We start from the raw sequence: 20,885 nt of genomic DNA on the forward strand, positions 1-20,885 counted from the left end.
ATTTTTTTCAATACTGTAAGTGAAAAAATAAAGCAGTTGCGTGGTGCAACTGCTTCTATTTTATCTTGATTCATGGAAAATCTTTGTAAATTCACCAAATAGCATAGGAACAAACCCTAATGAAGCGGCAATCAATAACTCAATTAATGTCAATGCTTCGATTTTAAATATAGCTGCAAGTGGAGTAACATAGACAAGCAACATTAAAAGTGCGATAGAGAAAAAGACGGATAAATTCACATATTTATTATCAAATGGATTCATTTGAAATAAGAATTTTGTTTCCGAACGAGCAGAATATGTTCTAAATAATTCCCCGAAAATAACGGTAACAAAAATCATGGTTCTTGCTTGAGCTAAATCAGCATCAGGTAAGATTAATCCTATTTTAAAACTTGCAAGTGCGGCTAGCATAAGTCCAAGACCTTGAATGACTATTTTTACTAATGTTTTTTTGTTTAATAATTTTTCTTTGGTGTTTCTTGGTTTTTGATCCATAATGTTTGGTTCGCCTTTTTCCATTCCTAAAGCAAAAGCTGGAAAAGAATCGGTCATTAAATTAATCCATAACAGGTGAATCGCAAGTAGTGGAATGTATTGTTCGAAAATTCCACCAAAAATCATTGCAACTAGAATAACTAGAATTTCTCCAATATTACAAGAAACTAAATAAATTGTGAATTTTCGAATATTGCTATAGATTATTCTTCCTTCTTCAACCGCGCTAACGATTGAAGCAAAATTATCATCTGTTAAAATCATGTTGCTGGCTTCTTTTGATACTTCGGTTCCAGTGATTCCCATCGCAACACCTATATCTGCTTGTTTTAATGCTGGAGAATCATTGACTCCATCCCCCGTCATGGAAACAACTTCTCCATTTTTTTGTAAAATTTCAACGATACGAATTTTATCTTTTGGAGTTGATCTAGCAAACACATCGCATTTCATGATGGCATCTTCAAATTCTTCATCGGACATTTTTGCTGTTTCTTCACCTGATAAAGCTAAATGCCCAGGTTTTAATATGTTTAATTCTGTAGCAATGGTTTTAGCCGTTGTTAAATGGTCCCCTGTAATCATCATCACTCGAATACCGGCTTTATGACATTTCGCGATTGCCTCTTTTGCTTCTGGTCTTGCCGGATCAATCATCGCGGTTAATCCAAGAAAAATTAATTCTTGCTCTAAATCCATTGACTTATAATCATCGGTTTCACGGTATGCATATCCTAATACTCGGAATGATTTTGTAGAATACTCTTCATTTTTATCTAAAATCATTTTGATGTCTTTTGGGGTGATTTTTCTAATTTCTTCGTTAATTTGAATCCGATCACATTGTTTAATTAATTGATCGCAAGCCCCTTTGGTTAAAACAATATAATTTTCATCTATCTTATTTATCGAAGTCATCATCTTTCTTGTTGAATCAAAAGGATATTCATTTACTTGTATATACTTTTCTTTTGTTTTTTCAATAGAATATCCACCTTTTTCAGCTAAAACCAAAAGGGATGCTTCCGTTGGGTCTCCTAATACTTTATTTTTACTTTCTAAAATAGCATCATTGCAAAGCAAACAAGTTTTTAAGATTAAATCTAAATTTCCAGTCGGTTTTACGATTTTATCATGTAATAAAATATTACCTTCTAATTCGTAACCAGTACCTGTCACTTCATATTCATTATCAAGATCAAAAACTATTTTAACAGTCATTTCATTTTGAGTTAACGTTCCTGTTTTATCAGAACAAATAACCGTTGCTTGCCCAAGTGTTTCTACAGTAGCAAGGTTTTTAATAATTGCGTGTCTTTTAACCATTCTTTGCATGCCCAAGGCTAGAACGACTGTAATTACCGCCGTGAGTCCTTCAGGAATTGCTGCAACTGCTAATGCGATTGCTGTTAAGAAAATTTCAAATACATCTTTTCCTTGAATCAATCCAAGTCCAAATACCACAAGCGATACAACAATGCAAATGATTCCTAATACTTTTGCGAATTCATCAATTGTTTTTTGTAAAGGCGTTTTCCCTTCTTCTACAGCATCTAGCATTGTCGCAATTTTACCTATTTCAGTAGTCATTCCGATATTAGTAACAATACCAAATGCTTTTCCATAGGAAATCAAAGTTGACATATAGGCTAGATTATATCTTTCAGCTAAAACAACTTCTTGTTTATACGTAATAGAGGCATCTTTTTCAACAGGTAATGATTCTCCTGTTAATGCGGATTCATCAATTCGAAGATTGATGCTCTCAATGAGCCTCATATCAGCCGCAACGTAATCTCCTGTTTCTAAATAAACGATATCTCCTATTGTTAAATCAATGGAAGATACTTCACTAATTTTTCCGTCTCGTAATACTTTTGCATGAGGAGAACTCATTTTCTTCAATGCATCTAAAGCATTGCTAGCCTTTTGTTCTTGAGTCACTCCTAAAACTGCGTTCAATAGGACGATAGCCAAAATAACAATTCCATCTACCAATCCTTCGCCAGTAAAGATTCCCATTACAATTGAAATTCCCGCAGCTACTAAAAGGATAATAACCAAAAAATCTTTAAATTGATCTAAGAACATTTGAAAGAATGATTTTTTCTTCTTTTCTTTCAATTCGTTTTTTCCATAACGCTCTTGTCTTACTAATACTTCTTCGCTTGACAATCCTTTTTTTTCTTGAACTTCAAAGTCTTTCAAAACATCAGATACTTTTTTTTGATACATCTCCATATAAATTTCCTCTCTAAAAAAAATAAGACTTACGCACAAGATGTGCATAAGTCTTGCTGTTAAAAATTAAACCAGGCTTTAGGCCATGATGTTGATTTAACTACGCATATCATGCGCCAGCTACTCCCTTATGTCGAATATATAATACCTTACAAAAAATATATTGTCAATCTGTAATTGATTTTTTCACAGAAATATCATTAGTAATTTTGTTTTTAATAACTGCATAACGATTAATTAATAGTTCTAAAATAACAGCGAGAAAAATTAATAATAACGTCCATGCAAACACTTGATCATAAGCCAAATTCACTTTAGATAAGTACAGTTGATTTCCAATCGAATTTTTAGTTTGTGCTAAAAATTCTGCCATAACTAATACCTTAATTCCAAGTCCTGCAGATTGTAATAAAGCGGTTTTTACTTGACTTTGGATTAAAGGAATGTAACAGTATTTTAGTCCAGTAATGATTCGATTATCCTCTAACTTATAAACATCAACTAGTTCAGAATCAATTTGTTTAATTCCTCCAAAAGTTGCTTGATATATTATAGGAAAAATCATAAAGAATGTTATGAGATAAGGTGTAGTTTCAAAACCAAATAATATTAACATTATCACAACGATTGAAATCACAGGAACCGTTCGAAGAATCGTTACTATAGGCGAGCAGAAAGTCGCGAACTTTGGGTAAAATCCAGAAAGAAGCCCTAATGCAACTCCAATGATAAATGCAATGGTTAAAGCTAGCAGTAACCTAAGAATAGTTGCTCCCATGCTTTGAAGAGTTTTCAAGTTTGTAAACAACTCAAAAAAAGCTTTAAAGACAGCAAGTGGACTTGGTAAAAGTAACGGATTATTTACAACGGCAAAGACTATAATCCAACCTAAAAAAAGGATGAAAATTGAAAGCATTGTTATTCCTGTTTTTTTCAAAAAAATCACCTACTATGGTTGATAATAAAATTCAGTACTTGGTAGTACGTTTCCAATCAATCCAGGATTTATTTCTAAAATTAAATTAAAATAAGTTTCTAAAGAAGTTTTCGCATCTTGCGCTGAAACAAATCCTAAATGACTATTTGGAATAGCATTAACTAAAACAGCATATGGAAATCCAAATTCTAAATCAACTGCTAAAGTAGCGGCTGCTTCCACATCATCATTTACAGATTCAATCGAGGCTTCTAAATCATTTAAAAATGTATTAATTGCGTTTTTTGACAAAGAAGCTTTCCCAAACACTCCAGCTTGAGGATAGGAATTATCTCCTGTTATTGTTTGATACTCTGCTTGCAAATCAATAATATCTATATTAGAGATTTGAGCAGTTAAAACAGATAAAGAAGGTTCTGCAATCATAATAATTTTTGAGGAATCAGCTATAAAAGAAGCCGTCGCAGTAGCCACTGAATCCACATAAGTAATTGTACAATCTATCTCGAGAGAGTTCAATAGGAATTGAATAATAATGTCGGATGTTTGATTTTGCCCAAAAACAATTATTTCTTTTCCTTCTAAATCACTCATCGTAAAAGTTGAATCTTGAACGGTAATAAGATAATAATTTCCAAATGTAATTGCTGCTAAAAAAATATAATCTTGGTTGGATTGAAACAATTTTGCCCCAAGATTTGTTGGTGCAAAGATAAAATCATGAGACCCTGATCCAAAGGCTGCTACCAAGGGGTCTGCTCCAACCACAACATCAACTAAATAATTTTCAGCTTCTTCTTGAACGTACATTTGAGCAAGGGCCGGTGCTCCAGATGGAGTCATAACGGACAATACTCCTATATCTTCTTGACAACCAAATAATAGAAAGCCAAAAAGGAATAGTACAATGAAACTTACGATTTTTCTCATTTTGATCCCTCTGAATAACTAGTTCTTTTTTTATAGGTAGTATGAAGTAATTCATGACTGATATGAGAATTTGGTTCTTGTAAAAATTCTTTGTATATTTTAATTACAGCAGGATTTTCATGTGATTTTCTAAATTCAGCTTCTTCATCAATGTTATAAAGCACTTTTGCCCTCTTAGCTCTAACATCTATTTTTTCTTGAACTTCAGCTGAAACAATCGGCTGTCCTCCGCCATTTACACATCCACCAGTGCAACCCATGAATTCAACAAAATGATATTGTTTATCTGTAATTTTAAGATGTTCCATAAATTCCTTTATGGCTCTTCCGCCATGTACAACTGCAACATTTACTTCTGTTCCATTAACACAATAAGTAGCTTCTTTGATGTTTTCAAGCCCTCTCATATCTGCGAATTCAACAGGAGTAGAATGTCCTTCTAAAATTTCAGTAACCGTTCTTAAAGCGGCTTCCATTACTCCTCCAGTCGCTCCAAAAATAGCGCCTGCTCCGGTATATTTTGCCAATTCACCAAAAGGTTTGATTGGTTCCAAATCACGGAAAGGAATTCCTCTATGTCTGATTATTCTAGAAATTTCTCTCGTAGTTAATACAATATCTACGTCTCTGTATCCATCTCTTCCCATTTCGGGTCTTCTAGCTTCGGCCTTTTTCGCAACACAAGGCATAATCGATACCGAAATGATGTCTTTTGGACTTTTATTTAATTTTTTTGCATAATAAGTTTTTATTAGAGCTCCTGCCATTTGTTGAGGAGATTTACAAGAAGATAAGTTAGAAATATATTCAGGATAGTAAAGTTCTAAATAATTAACCCATCCAGGTGAACATGAAGTAAACATTGGTAATACACCATTGTTTTTCACACGAGAAATAAATTCGGTTCCTTCTTCTAGAATCGTCAAATCGGCTGTAAAGTTTGTATCCATGATTTCATGAATTCCTAACACTTTTAAAGCAGCAAACATTTGACCTTCCACATTGGTTCCAATTTTATATCCAAACTCTTCTCCAAGTGCTGCTCTTACAGCTGGTGCAACTTGAACGACTATTGTTTTTTCTGGATCTCTTAGAGCTCTTTCTAATTCTTTAATTTCATCTTTTTCACGAATGGCTCCTGTAGGGCATGCTTGAATACATTTTCCACAATAGATACAACCTGCATCATCCAAATTATGGAATAATGCTGGTCCAACATAAGTTTTAGATCCTCTTTGATTAAAATTTAAAATACCAAGTCCAGATAATTTTTCACATGCAGAAACACAACGTCCACATAAAACGCATTTACTAGAATCAATAATCATTGCATCGGAAGAATCGTTGAGTCTAATCGTTTTTTGATCAAAAATTTCTCCATTACTAAAATCATTATCAACATTAAATCTTCTTAACAAATCTAAAAATTCACAACTATTTTCTCTGGAACATTTCCAACATTCAAATTTATGGTTTCCTGCAAGTAATTCAAGATTTGCAGATACGGCATTATATACTTCTTTGGAATTGGTCGAAATATTCATTCCTTCTACTACTTTTGTTGAACAAGAAGTTTTCAACCCTTTCATTCCATCTATTTTTACGATACATACACGACAATTGGATTCTTCATGAACTCCTTGTAAAAAACAAAGTCTAGGAATTCGAACTCCAGCAATTTCAGCCGCTTTTAATACAGTATACCCAGATGGAACTTCTATTTGTTTGCCATCAATTGTTACATGTATCATATTAGCCATTCAATCGTTCCTCCCAGTGTAATGATTTTGAAGTAATTGCATTGACAGGACAAACCGTTTTACATGCTCCACATCGAATACAAATGTCTAAATCAATAAAATGTTTATCTTTTACTTTTCCTGAAATAGCTCCAACAGGACAGTTCTTTGCACATTTAGTACAACCAATACATTTATCAGTAACAACAAAATTAGTAAGATTTGAACAAACTCCTGCCGGACACACCTTGGCCACTACATGAGCAACATATTCGTTTCTAAAATGTTTAAGCGTAGATAAAACTGGATTTGGAGCTGTTTGTCCTAATCCACATAAAGATGATTCCTGAATCATGTTCCCAAGTATTTCTAACGTATCTAAATCTTGAAGCGTTCCTTCGCCCTCGCAAATTTTATTAAGGATGTCAAGCATTCTTCTGGTTCCTTCTCTACAAGGAGTGCATTTCCCGCAAGATTCTTCAACGGTAAAATCAAGATAAAAACGAGCAACGTCTACCATGCAGTTATCCTCATCCATTACAATCATTCCACCCGAACCCATCATAGAACCTAAATTAATTAGATTATCAAAATCAATTGGAGTGTCAAGCGATTCTTCTGTAATACATCCCCCGGATGGACCACCGGTTTGAACGGATTTAAATTTTCTTTTATTGGGAATTCCTCCACCAATATCAAAAATTACTTCTCTAAGTGTTGTTCCCATTGGAACTTCTAATAATCCGGTATTTTGAATCTTTCCACCAAGCGCAAATACTTTTGTACCACTTGATTTTTCTGTTCCTATCGATTTAAACCAAGTTGCTCCTTTTAAGAATACAACTGGAACGTTAGCAAATGTTTCAACGTTATTCACGTTGGTTGGGTGCCCCCATAATCCTTTTACTGCAGGAAAGGGTGGTTTGTTTTTTGGCATACCTCGGTTACCTTCAATGGAGGCGATGAGCGCGGTTTCTTCTCCGCAAACAAAAGCACCTGCACCAAGGCGTAATTCTATATCAAAATCAAAACCAGTATCAAAGATATTTTTTCCTAAAAGTTGATATTTTTTTGCTTGAGCAATCGCAATTTCAAGTCTTTCTACCGCAACGGGATATTCAGCACGAACATAAACATATCCTTGATTTGCTCCAATTGCATATCCACAAATAGCCATTGCTTCTAAAACAGAATGAGGATCTCCTTCTAGAACGGCTCTATCCATAAATGCGCCTGGGTCCCCTTCGTCTGCATTACAAATAACATACTTTTGATCATCTACTGATTTTGATGCAAATTCCCATTTTAATCCAGTTGAGAATCCACCGCCACCTCGGCCGCGAAGTCCAGACTTTTTCATTGTCTCAATTACTTCCATAGGAGTCATTTCGGTTAGCACTTTTCCAAGCGCTAAATATCCATCATTTGTGATGTATTCTTCAATGTCTAATGGATTTATATTTCCACAATTTCTTAATGTTAAACGTCTTTGTTTTGCATAAAATTTTAATTGTGAATTGTTTTTAATTTTCTTTTTTTCAATTGTATCTTTAAACAGAAGTCTTTCAACAATTTTACCTTTTACAATGTGCTCACTAACAATTTCAAAAACATCTTCTTTTGTTACGTGAGAATAGAAAACTTCTCCAGGATAAACGACAACAATCGGACCCTTTTCACAAAGTCCAAAACAACCTGTCATAACGATTTTTACATCTTCATGCAAATTATAACTATCTAAATACTTTTCAAATTCATCTCTTATTTCTTTTGAGTTGGAATTAGAACACTCACTACCGCCACAGATTAATATATGCATACTCTCTAACATAACTGTACCTACCTTTTCACCGATGACAACAAATATCGATCTAGTTTTTTTCCACCCATAAGGTGCTCTTCAACTATTTCAGAAATCATACGTTCGTTTACCAAACAGTATGTGGTAGAATTTCCATTGTTTTCAACGATTTCGACAATTGGTTCAAAGGCACATTCTCCCATGCAACCCACTTGTGTAATGATTATATTTTTTAGTCCTCTTAATCTAATTTCCTTTTCAAACCCAATTAATACTGGCCTTGCCCCCGCGGCAATCCCACAGGTACCCATACCGATTTGAATTCTAATTCCTCCAGATTGATAGAACATATTCCTGTTTTTTACAGCTTGGTCTTTTAGTTTTTTTAAATCTTCAAGTGATTTCATCTTATTCCCCCCCATAGATATTTAGTAAGGATTTCTTTAATATTTGAATGAATATACTCATTTTATTTCATTCCTTTTAAAACTTCTTTTGCTTTTTGAACAGAACCGTTTCCATAAACAATTTCATTTACTGTAAAGACTGGAGCTAATCCACAAGCACCAATGCATCTAGTTGCTTGTAATGTAAACTCACCATCATGAGATGTCTCACCAATTTTAATTTTTAAGTCATCAGAAAATGCATCAAGAATTCCTTGAGATCCTCTAACGTAACACGCCGTCCCTAAACAAACGCTAATGATGGTTTTCCCTTTTGGTTCAATTGAGAATTGACCATAAAAGGTCACAACTCCATTGATTTTTGAAATACTTTCATTTAACTCTTTTGAAATAATTTTTTGGATGTGCAAGGGAATGCAACCAAATATTTTTTGTGCTTCATGTAGTGTAGGCATTAATGGACCCGGCTTTTTCTTATTCTCTTCCATTATTGCATACAATCTTGCAAGCTTTTCTTCAGTAATCTGAATTTTTGCTCCCACTTCTTTAATCTCCCTTCACTAAGATATTTCAGCATATGTATTATAACACTTCTCTTATCAGAATAAAATAAAAATAAGCGTATAAAACGCTTACTTTTTTTTGTATATTAAAAACCAGACAAGATTTGAACATATAGCGATAAATGATAGCGCTATCCCGGTAATTGCTGCTTTATTTTCTTCCCAAAACCCTATTTCAGGTGGATTGGTAGCAATTGGAGCTTCATAATAATAATCAGAAGATCTGTCTTTCACTAATACTTGTACTGTTTTTGAGAAGATAAGCCCATCATCAGATTTATAATCAAGTGATAATTGATACATGCCAGGAGTTGATGCGTGAGCTGTATAAGAATCATACTGAATAACAACTTCGTAATTTAATAATGCATTTAATTCTTTGGACTGAATGAATAAATTGGTTAAATCGGATAACTCAAGTATTGTATCAGAATAAACTTGAATAACAGAAAAATCAAAATAGACAGCAGGTCCAATTTCATCAACAACTGTAATAGACACAATTTGTTCTGTTATATTCCCACTTGAATCTTCCACTTTAAAAACCATTTGATAATTCCCTAATAGTTGATAATTACTAAAATAATTTTCGGATATTAGAACTATTTCTAAATCTTCAGAATTATCATAATTATCGCTAATGCTTAACCCTTGTAAAATATCTTCTAGGTACAACCTAGTATCATATCCAACAATAATCGAAGTTATTCCCGAAAATATAGGAAATTCATTGTCAATCACATCAATAAAAACTGTATAATATTCCGTATTTCCCGATGAATCGCTTACCTGAAAGATTAAATTATAATTTCCAATTTCAAAATTACTGCTAGAATAATTATCTTCTGTCAATACAATGTTTGTAGTTATATCCCCATCATAATTATCGCTTGCATGTATTAGAGAAACGATTTCTGATATAGTCAAACTATTTGGAAACGCTACTTCAATTGTCTCTATATCAGAAAATACTGGTTTAAGAATATCTACTACTTCTACAGAAATGTCGATTTGAGTGGAGTTCCCACTTAAATCTGACACTTCAAATGTGATAACGTAAGTTCCAAGAACAGATTTGTTTATTTCATAATCATCACTAATAATAACAATTCTGTTTGAAACATCTCCATCAATATCATCATATGCTTGTAAAGCTGATAAAATTTCAAGCGAAGTAATGGGTGAATGAACATAGGAAAGAACAATCCCAAAAATTTCAAAACACGGGGCTTCTGTATCCATAATCGTTCCTTCAGAATATGACTCAAATCCATCAAAGGAAGAACCTTCCTCTAATATGACTTCATCAAACCCAGAAGACATAAAATAATCATTTATATTGTAAAAACTAAGAAAAGCATAATTGGTATTTGTTGGCGTTTTAAACAGATAGCTCATTGTATTTTCGTTTCCAACGAAACTAAAATCTCCCGCCAATACAGCACTACTTTCAAGCAACATCTCGTCATCATAATACAAAATCTCAAATAAAACATCTTCATTTACGAGTTGATTAAAATAGGTTTGTGAAACAGTCATAATATAATCTGTATATGGTTTTATCAAAAAAGTCCCATCAGTCGAATAAAATGGCCCATCAAATTCAAACAAATCAACTGTTAAATAATTATCACCTCCAGGCAAATAGTTTAACGTTTGTGCACACACTTCAGATTTAAAAGAAAAAAGTATAATTAAAATACTTAAAACAAATACACCTAATTTTTTCACTCAATAACACTTCCTTTCATATAACATAATACGAAGGGAAGGTCTCAATTCTTTTTTTATAAAAAAGACTACCTATTGGGTAGTCTAATATATTATGATTGATGAAAAATTTGATAAATATCTTGGCAAATGTCTAAGTCAATTAATCCTTTCATTGCCATATCACTTAAAATAGAATAGGCGGTTTCTTTACTCATCGCCTTTCGATAAGGCCTATCTTCTTGAAGAGCAGTGTAAATATCAATGCAAGCAATCAGTCTTGACCCGAAATCCAAATTTTCTTTTGTTAATCCTCTCGGGTATCCAGATCCATCCAATTTTTCGTGATGATTGTAAATCCACTCTGTAATTTTTTCAAATCCAATAATGTTTTTTAAACATTCATAGGCTATAGTAGGATGTTCTTGAATCACTTTAAATTCTTCTATAGTTAGTGGCCCTGGCTTTTCAATGATAGATTTGCTAATACCTAATTTTCCTAAATCATGCAAATCAGCTGCAATAACAAGTAAACTTGATTCTTCTTTATTTAAATGATAAAATTTTGCCATTCTTTTCATCGTGGCTGCTACCATATTGGAATGTTGATGTGTATAACTAGATTTTGAGTCTATCACTTTTGAAAATGTTTTTGTTATTTTTCGAATCGTTTTCGATTCCATTTCAAAATCGAATCCTTGTGAACTTTTTTCTAAGTTTTCATCAATGATATCATCAGATAGTCCTTCCCAAAAGGAAGGTTGATTTGAAATTTCAAGAAATGCATTAACTACAACATTAGAAAATAAGCTGGTATTATTTTTTTGTACAAAATCAATAATTTGATTTTTTAAGACTGGGTTACTTGGAATATGTGTCAAATTAAAATTTAAATCAATCATATCCGAAAGATGAATGATTTGTGCTAAAAGTGGAATTTTGTCTCCTTTTATCCCAAAGAATCCTGATCCATCACAGTTTTCGTGATGATATAAAATGACATTTTTTGGCTTTGTTAGAAAGGGAAAATCCACTAAATTCTTTTCTCCCATTGTGCAATGCATTATTGCAGTTTCAAGAGAAAGTCGTTTTTCAAGATGCGTTCCTTTTAATTCTTCGTGAAGGATTGCAAGAGATGCTCCGTTGTCATGCAAAATTGCGAGCGAAAGCAAGTCAAACACTTGATCTTCTGGCAAAGAAAGCGCGCTACTAATGTGATAAGAAATATAAGCCACTCTTTTCGAATGATTGGTTGGAACTCCAAATATCTCTTTTTCGATATAATCAAGAGAAATTGAGATGCCTTGCAAAAAATTGACAAGATTAAATTTCATTTTAGTTCTCTCCCTCTTAACAAATGTAAGTAAATTAGATATTAGTTGAATTGTGTCAAGTATACTTCAATTGATAAGAAAAATCAAATACATCTCAATTTAATAAAATTAGGTATCGTTAAAAAATGTATCCCAATTTTCACACCTTATTTCTAACGGTTTTAACCAATCATTAAATCAAAAGAATCATACTAGATTTCTCTAATATGATTCCTTTTTATTTGTTATTTAGTTAATCTCTTGCCTTATAAATCTCAATAAATATTCCCACAATTCCCGACATCAACATAATTGCCAAAAATACCAAATACCCATTATCAATATCTCTATCTAAAAAATGATAATACAATAATCTGCTTGTTCCAAAAGCAATTAAAATGATGTATATGGTGTTTTTCAATGCAAATAGTAACTTTGATTCTCCTCTTGTATTCATATTTACCTCTCCCTTGAAAATATAGTGTTTATCTTGTTACTAATAATATTAAAACAATCTTTGGCTAAGAATCCCATAACTAATGATTAAAAACTTTGATCCATACCGATTTGCAAATAAGCAAAGAGTATCAAAAATAACAATATTTTTTTCATATTGTCTCGCTTGACAATTGTTCTAACATAAATTTATGTGTTTATGCTTAATCCTCATAAGGAATATAAACAATATCCTTATTCCCCACAGTTTCTGCTAAATAATTAAGATATTCCAAGCTATGTTCATACTCATTCTTTATAAAAAAATCTTCAACATCTTTAAAAAATTTTGTTTCTTCTAATTCGTCTTTTGTAAGAACTTCATTTGGTTCTTTAGTATATGTAAGTTTAACATAGTTTTGTTTTGGCACAGTAATAACTATAATCATACCTTCTGATTCTAATTCCTTTTCATTAATGGGTATTTTTGCATACATTAAGTACGACACTTCGTTTCTATCATTAATTTGAGAACGATACCTTTTGGCATCTGGAAATCCAATTTTTTCAAGATACTCCTTGATCAATTCTTGGGCAACGTCAAAGTCATTGTTAAAGGTAAATGCTAGCTGCATTTCAGGTAATTCAATTCTTTCAATATCCTTTTTCATATTTTTCTCCTTTTCTAAAATTAGATTTGACCCCAGTATAATTAAATATTCTTCTTGTTTCATATATTTCTAATATTATCACAATATTTATTAAATATTATTGCTTCTTCAAAAAAACAAGCCTTTTTAGTTAATTTATGCAGAAAATAATATTGAAGAAGAACATTATCAAAGACAGAAATAATAGTAATTTATGTATCTAATAACAAGTGTTCTTCAATAAATAACCTTAAATCATCTTGTATTTCGTAAACATGCTTTGGACTTGCCCCATCACGAATTAATACGTAACTACTTGTATCAACTAAATGCACGTTAAAAATTTGATAACCATCATCTTCAAATTTCATATTTCTTATAACAACTAATATGTCGTTTTCCCAATCAAAATCTAAACTAGAATTTGGAACTTCATCTGCAACACTCTCAGAAGCTAAAGTACTATCACGAAAAAATTCTAAAAACTCTTTGATTTCGTCTTTATCATAAGATTCTCTATATATTTCTTCGTTTCCATAGTAGTCTCTAGAAAAATATTCAATCCTTACAGTGCCTTTTAAATCAGAATAATCGTATGTAACAGGAAAAACGTCAGTTGTAAAATAATCTCTTGGCATTACAACATAATTGAATTGAAAACTGGAGTATACAAAGATTGCAATCAATAACATTGGATAAAATAAAGCTAAGCTATAAAATATTCTTTTGTTATTAAAGCCTACTTCTTTGCATTTAAATATAGGCATTATCAAAAAGATATTCACTATAGTCAAAAATCCAGTAATAGGCCAGAAGATATACATTCTTTCATAAGGGCCATAGAAATATATCATAAAAAATATTTGTATTCCTAGCAATACGCTAATGATTAAGAGTTTCTTCATATATAACCTCTTTAATACTTTTGACTTAGAAACTTATTCACAAATTGTAAAAAGAATTCACCAATTTTTGAACCTTTTATTTATTTACTATTCTTTTAATTCTAAAATCTAGTTCTTTTTTCATGTTAAGAAGCTGCTCCGTATTATTTTTAACCGCTTCAAAATGATTAATATTTAAATGTTCATCATAAACAAATGATGTTTTAAAATATATATTTATTATTTTAAGTAAATGTTTAGGAGCAACTGGCTTATTATAGAAGGTCACTAAATCATTTACATTAACTGCTTTTATTTCAGAGTGAGTATCGTGATTCATTTCAGGTGTATAATAATCGATCTTAATTTCTGCAAATAAATTGTTAATCCACCAAGGCTTATGCTCTTCATTTCTTTTTTCTACTTCAGCTAGAAAAAAGTTTTTTTCTTTATATTGTGTTCTTAATTTTCGAAGAGCAAAACTACCTAATCCTTGTTTTCTGTATTTTTCTTTAACAAATATATATAGTATGACAACGGCATTCTTAATTTCTTGGGTTAATAATCCGCCCACAATTGTTCCATTACAATCCTTAATAAAATAGTATTGATAAGGATATTTTCCTTCATATTCAAAGTATGAAACCAACCGTTCAAATTTATCATTATTTGCATCAATAACAAATTGATCTTTATATTCTTTGTACCACATTTCAAGCTGAGTTCTTGACCTTACGGCCTCTAACTCTACTTTGCTTTCTATCTTAAGAAACAAGTCATCCATAAATAGTATAAATCCTGCATCCCAGCCATATCCGTTTTCCACCCATGCATCTCTAAAATTATCGCGTTTTAAATACTCTTGAATGGTTCTTTTCCAATTAACAAATTGATCTGTATCACATTTTCTACCATTATCTACATAGAAAATATAGACTCTTTCAAAAATTCCCATTAAATAAGCGAAGGCTATCTTTTCTTCTTTTTTTTGCATATCATTGAGTTCAATTTTATTATCATCTTCCACATCAAAAATATCAAGATATGGTTTTGCTAAACAAATTTCTAAAAAATCAGTAAATTTATCATCAATGTAATCAAAGGTTTCTTTTTCTCTATCCTTATTTTTAGTTTTAAAGAATAGAATGGTTGAGGCAAGTGCCGATGCTCCAACAACTATAAATGTAAGTATTTGAACAATGTTCAATGGCAAATCCATATATTCCTCCTGTATGTTTAGTAATATGAACTACTATTTGTTATAGAAAACACATTATTTATATGTGAAAATTATAACATAATAATTTAAGCAAGTAAATTTACAATTGTATTTTTTTATTAATTAAATTATATAAAAAAGCCCTTGAAAGGGCTTAGTTAATATTTAAATGATGTATCAAGCAAGGATTGAATCACTGTGCGTTTTCGTATCGATGATTGATTTGTGATTTTAAGGAAGATTTTCGCAGACTATAAAAACTTTCTAATGTAGTGAAATTCAATAAATCACTTTTTATTGATATTTATGATTTCCATTAACTCATTTTCATCAAAATTGTATTGTTGTAAGATAGAAATAATGAATTCCGTTTTTCCTTCAATGTAAGAACTTATATCAAACGAAAATCTTTTGGCTAATTCTTTTTTTAGATTTCCATATCTTTGAACATCTTCTGGATGTTTTCGTAAGTGATTCCGAAACGTTAACTGATTTTTCAATCCAAGAGACCCCTGTAAAGCAACGTATAAGTTATGATGGTAAAAATTGCTCGGTTTTGTTAATTTGAACACTTCTCGATTCTTGATGCCTTGATCCCCCACATGGGTGTATTCTACATTCTCCAAATCCTTCTTCACTTTTTCAAACTCTTTTGTTGAATTAACAACAATAACGATGTCTATGATTGGCTTGGCCGATAGTCCTTCGACACTTGTCGACCCTATGTGTTCTATTTGGATATTGGGTATATTTATATTGCGTCGGAAAAAAGCCTTCATGACTTCAAACTCTTGTCTCCATTCGCTTTGATAATCCACTACTACAACTTGTTTGTTCAAACTTAACATCTCCTCTTGGACTAAACCGCTATATAAATGAATGTAATTATATTATCGAATTAAACACCTAATCCTACAAGACCATATGCAAGAAAAAGTAAGAATCCATATAAATAGAAAACAATAGAAAGTATATATTTTAATATTATAAATAATTTGAATTTTTTGGATGAATATTTGTTAGTAAAATAAAAGTAAATTATCAATATGAATAAGGGAAGCAATAATAAGAAATACCATAGAATAATCGCCTCAGAAAACATTGGCATAAAGCCTAGAGTTAATACAAAAAAATGTATAGAAATGAAAGCAGGAAAAACAATTAATAATAGAACTTTCGATTTTCTATTTTGTTCCTTATTCGAATATGCAACATCCATCATTAATGAAATAATAAGAAATATAATTGGGACAATGATTGCAGAAAAGAAACTTGAATTGAAGTCGATTTCTTCTATAAAAGAATCATAATAATATAGTAGCGCCGATATAATAAAAAATGTACAATAAAGTGACAATGATATTTTTAAGTGAAGCTTGCTGTTTTTTGATAAAATCTTCATAATTTCCTCCTGCAATAGTTATCTAATATAGAGATTATAGCATAAAAATAACTGCGAGTAAATTTGCTTTTGAGTTTTATATTATTGATTTTTATGAGTCCATATGCTGCAAATTAAATTTGTAAAACAGATAATAAAACATAAAAAAGCCCTTACAAGGGCTTCAATTAAATGTAAATGGTGATTAAAGTTAGAATTGAACTTTAATCACCATTAAAATGTTATTTTTTTATTAAATGAAAATCATCTTTTACTTTTTTTCCTTTTGTAGTTAGCCCATAATAAAGCTTTTTATTTTCATCGTTCCACTTTGAATATATAAGATTCAAGTGCTCAAATTGATTTAGTAATATATTGACTAATAGGTTATCTTTTAGAGTAACTAAACGAGTATTATTGCTTACACATTTTCCGACTAATTCTACGATATAATCTTCTGATAGTGTAACATTATGCATTGCAATTGATAAATATTTAAATATCTCCTTCAAGGTAACTGTTTTAGTATAAAAAGAGCTTTCATATCCTATTTTATATTGTACTTTTAATTCATAATCTTCAAAGGCCAAATTTTCTGGTATTGATGTAAATGAATCAATTTCTTTCATATTTTTTTTGTTAATTTCTATCAACTGTTGATTTTCTTTCTTAAGTTCATTAATTTGTTGTAAAAATTCTTCGGGATTATATCCTTCTCCTCTTATCCAACCAGGCCTTGTTACTGTGTTTTTAGCCTTCATTATGGAAATTGCAACTTGACCTCCAATATCTGAAATGCCATTCCATATACTCGCTAAAGTATTACTCATAGCAGTATTTCTAAATTCAATAAGTTTGATGACTGATTCTGGATTACTTTCCATCTTATCTGAACTCAGTTTAAGATCATCATTTATACAAAAAACCAATACAGGTATTTCTTTTTCTTTTGCATATTTGTATTCCATTTCAGTGTAACTAATCCCAGTATCTGGATTAATGCTTCCATATCTTTTACCAATAATCAAAATATAATAATCACACAAATCTATTACTTGCTTGATTACGTTAAATTGGTTATCATCGGTTGCAACAAAGGCTTCCATACCTGCCGGAATACAATCCGCCATCAATAATACCTCTTGAACTTTTTTTCTTTCTTCAATTAAATCTGCATATGTTGAACTTACAAATACTTGATATTTTTTTTCCATAGTAAGCACCTCTAAATATAAATTAAATTAATTTTACCATATAAAAATCTATAAGTAAATTTGCTTATGATTAACTATCTTATTATTAAGCTAATCTAGATGTAATGAAGAGCTTAAAAATAATTAAATCTAGTAAAATAAAAAAAGCCATTTAACGGATTTCGTTTAAATGTAAATGGTGGCTCAAGCTGGGATTGAACCGACGTCACATGGATTTTCAGTCGTTTCAGGCACTAAATATATCAATACATTTTTGTATAAATATACCCACCAATAAAATATATTAAAGTAGCTAGAAAATATATCGAAACGAAATATATAGTAGTTTCGATAGTCTGAAATAATGATATTACTATCAAAGCAAATGAAAGGATAATATATATGTATCCTACTAGTTGCATAATAAATGATTTAATCCACATTTTTGGTTTATATACTTTATTCATTTTAAAGTATTTACTAAATCGATGAAGATTCACTTTCCTTACACCCTCATAATTAGGACATAAATAATCTAAAGAAGCCCCTTGTAAAAAGCCCAAAAAAACAAATACCCATATACCTATATAGATAAAATTAATACTGTAGAATGTCATATATATTTCTCCCTTTATTTATGTGTAATGGTTTTATAAACTTAATTGATACATGGATTTTCAGTCGTTTCATGTAAGATGTGCATGAGAGTACGAATCTTATATACATATCAAATTCCATCTATGATATCAACCACTATCATTAAATTTTCTTAGTTAGTTATGTTATATTCGACATCTTCTATTTGAAGGTAGTCTTTAGTATAATAAAAGAGAACTGGACTATCCGTAACAGGAAGCACAACTTCTTCACCAGATACTAAAGTGACTATAATTGTATTGTAAATATTATCATTTTTTAAACCAAAAATATATGTTTCGCCGTCAAATGTATTGGAAAATGAACATCCAATCATGCCATCATATTTACTATAAATTATTTCAAACGCTGTTATTCCTAAATAATTATTTTTTACTTTAACAATGTAATATCTTTCCGAATTAAAAGAACTATTTGAATATTCATCCACAACTAGTATATAAAAAGATTCACCATCCATTTTCACTTTTTCAATTATCTCTGCATCTTTATTTGTTAGATTATCGAAATGGATTCTATCTATATATTTTTCAACTCTGTATTCTTCAGTTAATTGAAATGTAAAAACAAATATCACACACATTAAAATAAACATAAATGTCGAAATAAATAACTTTTTTTTCATATTTTTCTCCAATTGGATTGATATGGTTTTTGAAGAGTGGTTTGGGTAATTATCGTATGCATAGAAATTAAAAGTACATATGTAGCAGCTATGACTTGTAAAAAAGACAAAAATTACTGTCTTATTTTATCAATGGCCACTTCTATTATAGAAAAAACAACAGTCAACCCAATCCAACTTGCAATTATTATAATTGCTGGAATCATATTCCAACTTTTAAAAGCAAAAGTGAATTCAGTTAATATTAAAGACAATAAAAAATTAATTGAGAATAATAAATAAATCACTGGTAATTTACCATACTCACCCTTGTCATACTCAATAAACCTGAATAACTTATAATCTTTTTTGAGCCAAAATACTCTTCCTAATTCAGAATGCTTGCTTGATTTGATCATTGATAAACAACCATTAGCGACTATCAGTATTCCCATCACTAATATTCCATCAATTTCATAATCCCATTTTATAAGTAATAGCGTGAATATAAAGATGGGAATCATTAATATATAAGAAATTAATTGAAATTTACTTTCTATCATTTTATTTCACTCTCTCTCGTTTGATACAACTGAAATAACGGTTCTTGAGATCAAAGAGAATTGGATACAATCTTTAAGTCGCATTCAAATCAAAAGTAATTATACCACAAATATTAAATCAAGTATATTTGAGGATGTGAATTTTATTATTAATTATTGTTTGCCCGTGCGTCGAAAATATTTTTTCTATTGTCAAAAAGGAAATAAAAAAAGCCTTTTAAAGGCTTCGTTTAAATGTAAATGGTGGCTCAAGCCGGGATTGAACCGGCGACACATGGATTTTCAGTCCATTGCTCTACCAACTGAGCTACCGAGCCAAGTGGCGGTCCCGACGGGAATTGAACCCGCGATCTCCAGTGTGACAGACTGGCATGTTAACCACTACACCACAGGACCATTGGTTGCGGGGGGAAGATTTGAACTTCCGACCTTTGGGTTATGAGCCCAACGAGCTACCAGACTGCTCCACCCCGCGATATCTATAATTGCTACTCTATAATACCAAACCAAAATCTAAAAGTCAATACATAAATGGTGGAGGTTGACGGGATCGAACCGCCGACCCTCTGCTTGTAAGGCAGATGCTCTCCCAGCTGAGCTAAACCTCCAAAATTGGTGGAGTATAGCGGGATCGAACCGCTGACCTCCTGCTTGCAAAACAGGCGCTCTCCCAGCTGAGCTAATACCCCTAAGTGGTACCCGAGGCCGGACTTGAACCGGCACGTCATTACTGACACTGGATTTTAAGTCCAGCGCGTCTACCTATTCCGCCACTCGGGCAATTCGTGGTGACCCGCAGGCGATTTGAACGCCTGACCCTTTGATTAAAAGTCAAATGCTCTACCAACTGAGCTAGCAGGTCACATAAGCTCGCATTAAAGTATGAGCCTTTGAAAAAAGATGGTGCCGAAAGCGGGAATCGAACCTACAACCTACTGATTACGATTCAGTTGCTCTACCGGATTGAGCTATTTCGGCAGAAAATGGCGGAGAAAGAGGGATTCGAACCCCCGCGGCGCTTTCACGCCCTGTCGGTTTTCAAGACCGATCCCTTCAGCCGGGCTTGGGTATTTCTCCTTGTATTAAAAAGTGGTGGACCCGGTAGGACTCGAACCTACGACCGATCGGTTATGAGCCGATAGCTCTAACCAACTGAGCTA

At 31.6% G+C, this 20,885-nt stretch carries 19 protein-coding genes and 9 tRNA genes; 1 reads left to right on the plus strand and 27 read right to left on the minus strand.

The features are described 5' to 3' along the window. Positions 1-60 precede the first annotated feature (60 nt). The 14 genes from KJ971_07235 to KJ971_07300 all read right to left on the minus strand — a co-directional run bounded on the left by KJ971_07235 (position 61) and on the right by KJ971_07300 (position 16,175). Positions 61-2,739: a calcium-translocating P-type ATPase, PMCA-type gene (locus KJ971_07235; protein ID MBU1145632.1), complete on the minus strand. Its 2,679-nt coding sequence runs from the start codon at positions 2,737-2,739 to the stop codon at positions 61-63. Between the two features lie 166 nt (positions 2,740-2,905). After that, the gene (locus KJ971_07240) at positions 2,906-3,676 is read right to left on the minus strand and encodes an ABC transporter permease subunit (GenBank protein MBU1145633.1); all 771 of its coding nucleotides are present in this window, start codon (positions 3,674-3,676) and stop codon (positions 2,906-2,908) included. Positions 3,677-3,688: 12 nt separating this feature from the next. Next, positions 3,689-4,606: a hypothetical protein gene (locus KJ971_07245; protein ID MBU1145634.1), complete on the minus strand. Its 918-nt coding sequence runs from the start codon at positions 4,604-4,606 to the stop codon at positions 3,689-3,691. Next, on the minus strand, positions 4,603-6,366 hold the full coding sequence (locus KJ971_07250) for a [FeFe] hydrogenase, group A (protein ID MBU1145635.1): 1,764 nt from the start codon (positions 6,364-6,366) through the stop codon (positions 4,603-4,605). Before KJ971_07250 ends, KJ971_07245 begins: the two co-directional genes overlap by 4 nt. Next, positions 6,359-8,176: an NADH-quinone oxidoreductase subunit NuoF gene (nuoF, locus tag KJ971_07255; protein ID MBU1145636.1), complete on the minus strand. Its 1,818-nt coding sequence runs from the start codon at positions 8,174-8,176 to the stop codon at positions 6,359-6,361. Before nuoF ends, KJ971_07250 begins: the two co-directional genes overlap by 8 nt. Positions 8,177-8,184: 8 nt before the next feature. Beyond that, the gene (locus KJ971_07260) at positions 8,185-8,553 is read right to left on the minus strand and encodes a (2Fe-2S) ferredoxin domain-containing protein (GenBank protein MBU1145637.1); all 369 of its coding nucleotides are present in this window, start codon (positions 8,551-8,553) and stop codon (positions 8,185-8,187) included. A 62-nt stretch (positions 8,554-8,615) separates the two neighbouring features. Next, positions 8,616-9,041 carry an NAD(P)H-dependent oxidoreductase subunit E gene (locus tag KJ971_07265; GenBank protein ID MBU1145638.1) on the minus strand — a complete coding sequence of 142 codons (426 nt, stop codon included), beginning with the start codon at positions 9,039-9,041 and terminating at the stop codon, positions 8,616-8,618. A 144-nt stretch (positions 9,042-9,185) separates the two neighbouring features. Beyond that, positions 9,186-10,847, minus strand: a complete 1,662-nt coding sequence (locus KJ971_07270; protein MBU1145639.1) for a DUF5011 domain-containing protein — start codon at positions 10,845-10,847, stop codon at positions 9,186-9,188. A gap of 92 nt (positions 10,848-10,939) precedes the next feature. Continuing rightward, positions 10,940-12,160, minus strand: a complete 1,221-nt coding sequence (locus tag KJ971_07275) for an HD domain-containing protein (GenBank protein MBU1145640.1) — start codon at positions 12,158-12,160, stop codon at positions 10,940-10,942. Between the two features lie 232 nt (positions 12,161-12,392). Continuing rightward, complete coding sequence (locus tag KJ971_07280) at positions 12,393-12,596, minus strand: hypothetical protein (GenBank protein ID MBU1145641.1); 204 nt, start codon at positions 12,594-12,596, stop codon at positions 12,393-12,395. Between the two features lie 202 nt (positions 12,597-12,798). Then, the gene (locus KJ971_07285; GenBank protein ID MBU1145642.1) at positions 12,799-13,245 is read right to left on the minus strand and encodes a hypothetical protein; all 447 of its coding nucleotides are present in this window, start codon (positions 13,243-13,245) and stop codon (positions 12,799-12,801) included. A gap of 191 nt (positions 13,246-13,436) precedes the next feature. Beyond that, entirely contained in the window at positions 13,437-14,129 is a 693-nt protein-coding gene (locus tag KJ971_07290; GenBank protein ID MBU1145643.1) for a hypothetical protein, read from the minus strand. 76 nt (positions 14,130-14,205) lie between these two features. Then, positions 14,206-15,327 carry a GNAT family N-acetyltransferase gene (locus KJ971_07295; protein ID MBU1145644.1) on the minus strand — a complete coding sequence of 374 codons (1,122 nt, stop codon included), beginning with the start codon at positions 15,325-15,327 and terminating at the stop codon, positions 14,206-14,208. Between the two features lie 287 nt (positions 15,328-15,614). Continuing rightward, on the minus strand, positions 15,615-16,175 hold the full coding sequence (locus tag KJ971_07300; GenBank protein ID MBU1145645.1) for a GrpB family protein: 561 nt from the start codon (positions 16,173-16,175) through the stop codon (positions 15,615-15,617). Between the two features lie 294 nt (positions 16,176-16,469). Here KJ971_07300 and KJ971_07305 point away from each other — a divergent pair, with 294 nt between their 5' ends. After that, positions 16,470-16,637 carry a hypothetical protein gene (locus KJ971_07305; GenBank protein ID MBU1145646.1) on the plus strand — a complete coding sequence of 56 codons (168 nt, stop codon included), beginning with the start codon at positions 16,470-16,472 and terminating at the stop codon, positions 16,635-16,637. A 313-nt stretch (positions 16,638-16,950) separates the two neighbouring features. On the opposite strand, the gene KJ971_07310 is transcribed toward KJ971_07305, so the two are convergent. The 13 genes from KJ971_07310 to KJ971_07370 form a co-directional block, all read right to left on the minus strand. After that, the gene (locus KJ971_07310; GenBank protein MBU1145647.1) at positions 16,951-17,922 is read right to left on the minus strand and encodes a DUF4062 domain-containing protein; all 972 of its coding nucleotides are present in this window, start codon (positions 17,920-17,922) and stop codon (positions 16,951-16,953) included. A 242-nt stretch (positions 17,923-18,164) separates the two neighbouring features. Then, positions 18,165-18,518 carry a hypothetical protein gene (locus KJ971_07315; GenBank protein MBU1145648.1) on the minus strand — a complete coding sequence of 118 codons (354 nt, stop codon included), beginning with the start codon at positions 18,516-18,518 and terminating at the stop codon, positions 18,165-18,167. A 152-nt stretch (positions 18,519-18,670) separates the two neighbouring features. Next, complete coding sequence (locus KJ971_07320; GenBank protein ID MBU1145649.1) at positions 18,671-19,183, minus strand: hypothetical protein; 513 nt, start codon at positions 19,181-19,183, stop codon at positions 18,671-18,673. Between the two features lie 113 nt (positions 19,184-19,296). Next, the gene (locus KJ971_07325) at positions 19,297-19,725 is read right to left on the minus strand and encodes a hypothetical protein (protein MBU1145650.1); all 429 of its coding nucleotides are present in this window, start codon (positions 19,723-19,725) and stop codon (positions 19,297-19,299) included. Positions 19,726-19,966: 241 nt separating this feature from the next. After that, a tRNA-Phe gene (locus KJ971_07330) sits at positions 19,967-20,042 on the minus strand. 3 nt (positions 20,043-20,045) lie between these two features. Further along, positions 20,046-20,121 (minus strand) — tRNA-Asp (locus tag KJ971_07335). Positions 20,122-20,123: 2 nt separating this feature from the next. Further along, positions 20,124-20,200, minus strand: a tRNA-Met gene (locus tag KJ971_07340). Between the two features lie 57 nt (positions 20,201-20,257). Beyond that, positions 20,258-20,333, minus strand: a tRNA-Val gene (locus KJ971_07345). A 5-nt stretch (positions 20,334-20,338) separates the two neighbouring features. Next, positions 20,339-20,414, minus strand: a tRNA-Ala gene (locus KJ971_07350). A gap of 4 nt (positions 20,415-20,418) precedes the next feature. After that, a tRNA-Leu gene (locus KJ971_07355) sits at positions 20,419-20,505 on the minus strand. Between the two features lie 6 nt (positions 20,506-20,511). Beyond that, positions 20,512-20,587 (minus strand) — tRNA-Lys (locus KJ971_07360). A gap of 39 nt (positions 20,588-20,626) precedes the next feature. Next, positions 20,627-20,703, minus strand: a tRNA-Thr gene (locus KJ971_07365). 6 nt (positions 20,704-20,709) lie between these two features. Continuing rightward, a tRNA-Ser gene (locus KJ971_07370) sits at positions 20,710-20,802 on the minus strand. Positions 20,803-20,885: the final 83 nt, after the last annotated feature.

It is taken from the genome of Bacillota bacterium (assembly GCA_018818595.1).
GTDB lineage: Bacteria > Bacillota_I > Bacilli_A > Izemoplasmatales > Hujiaoplasmataceae > JAHIRM01.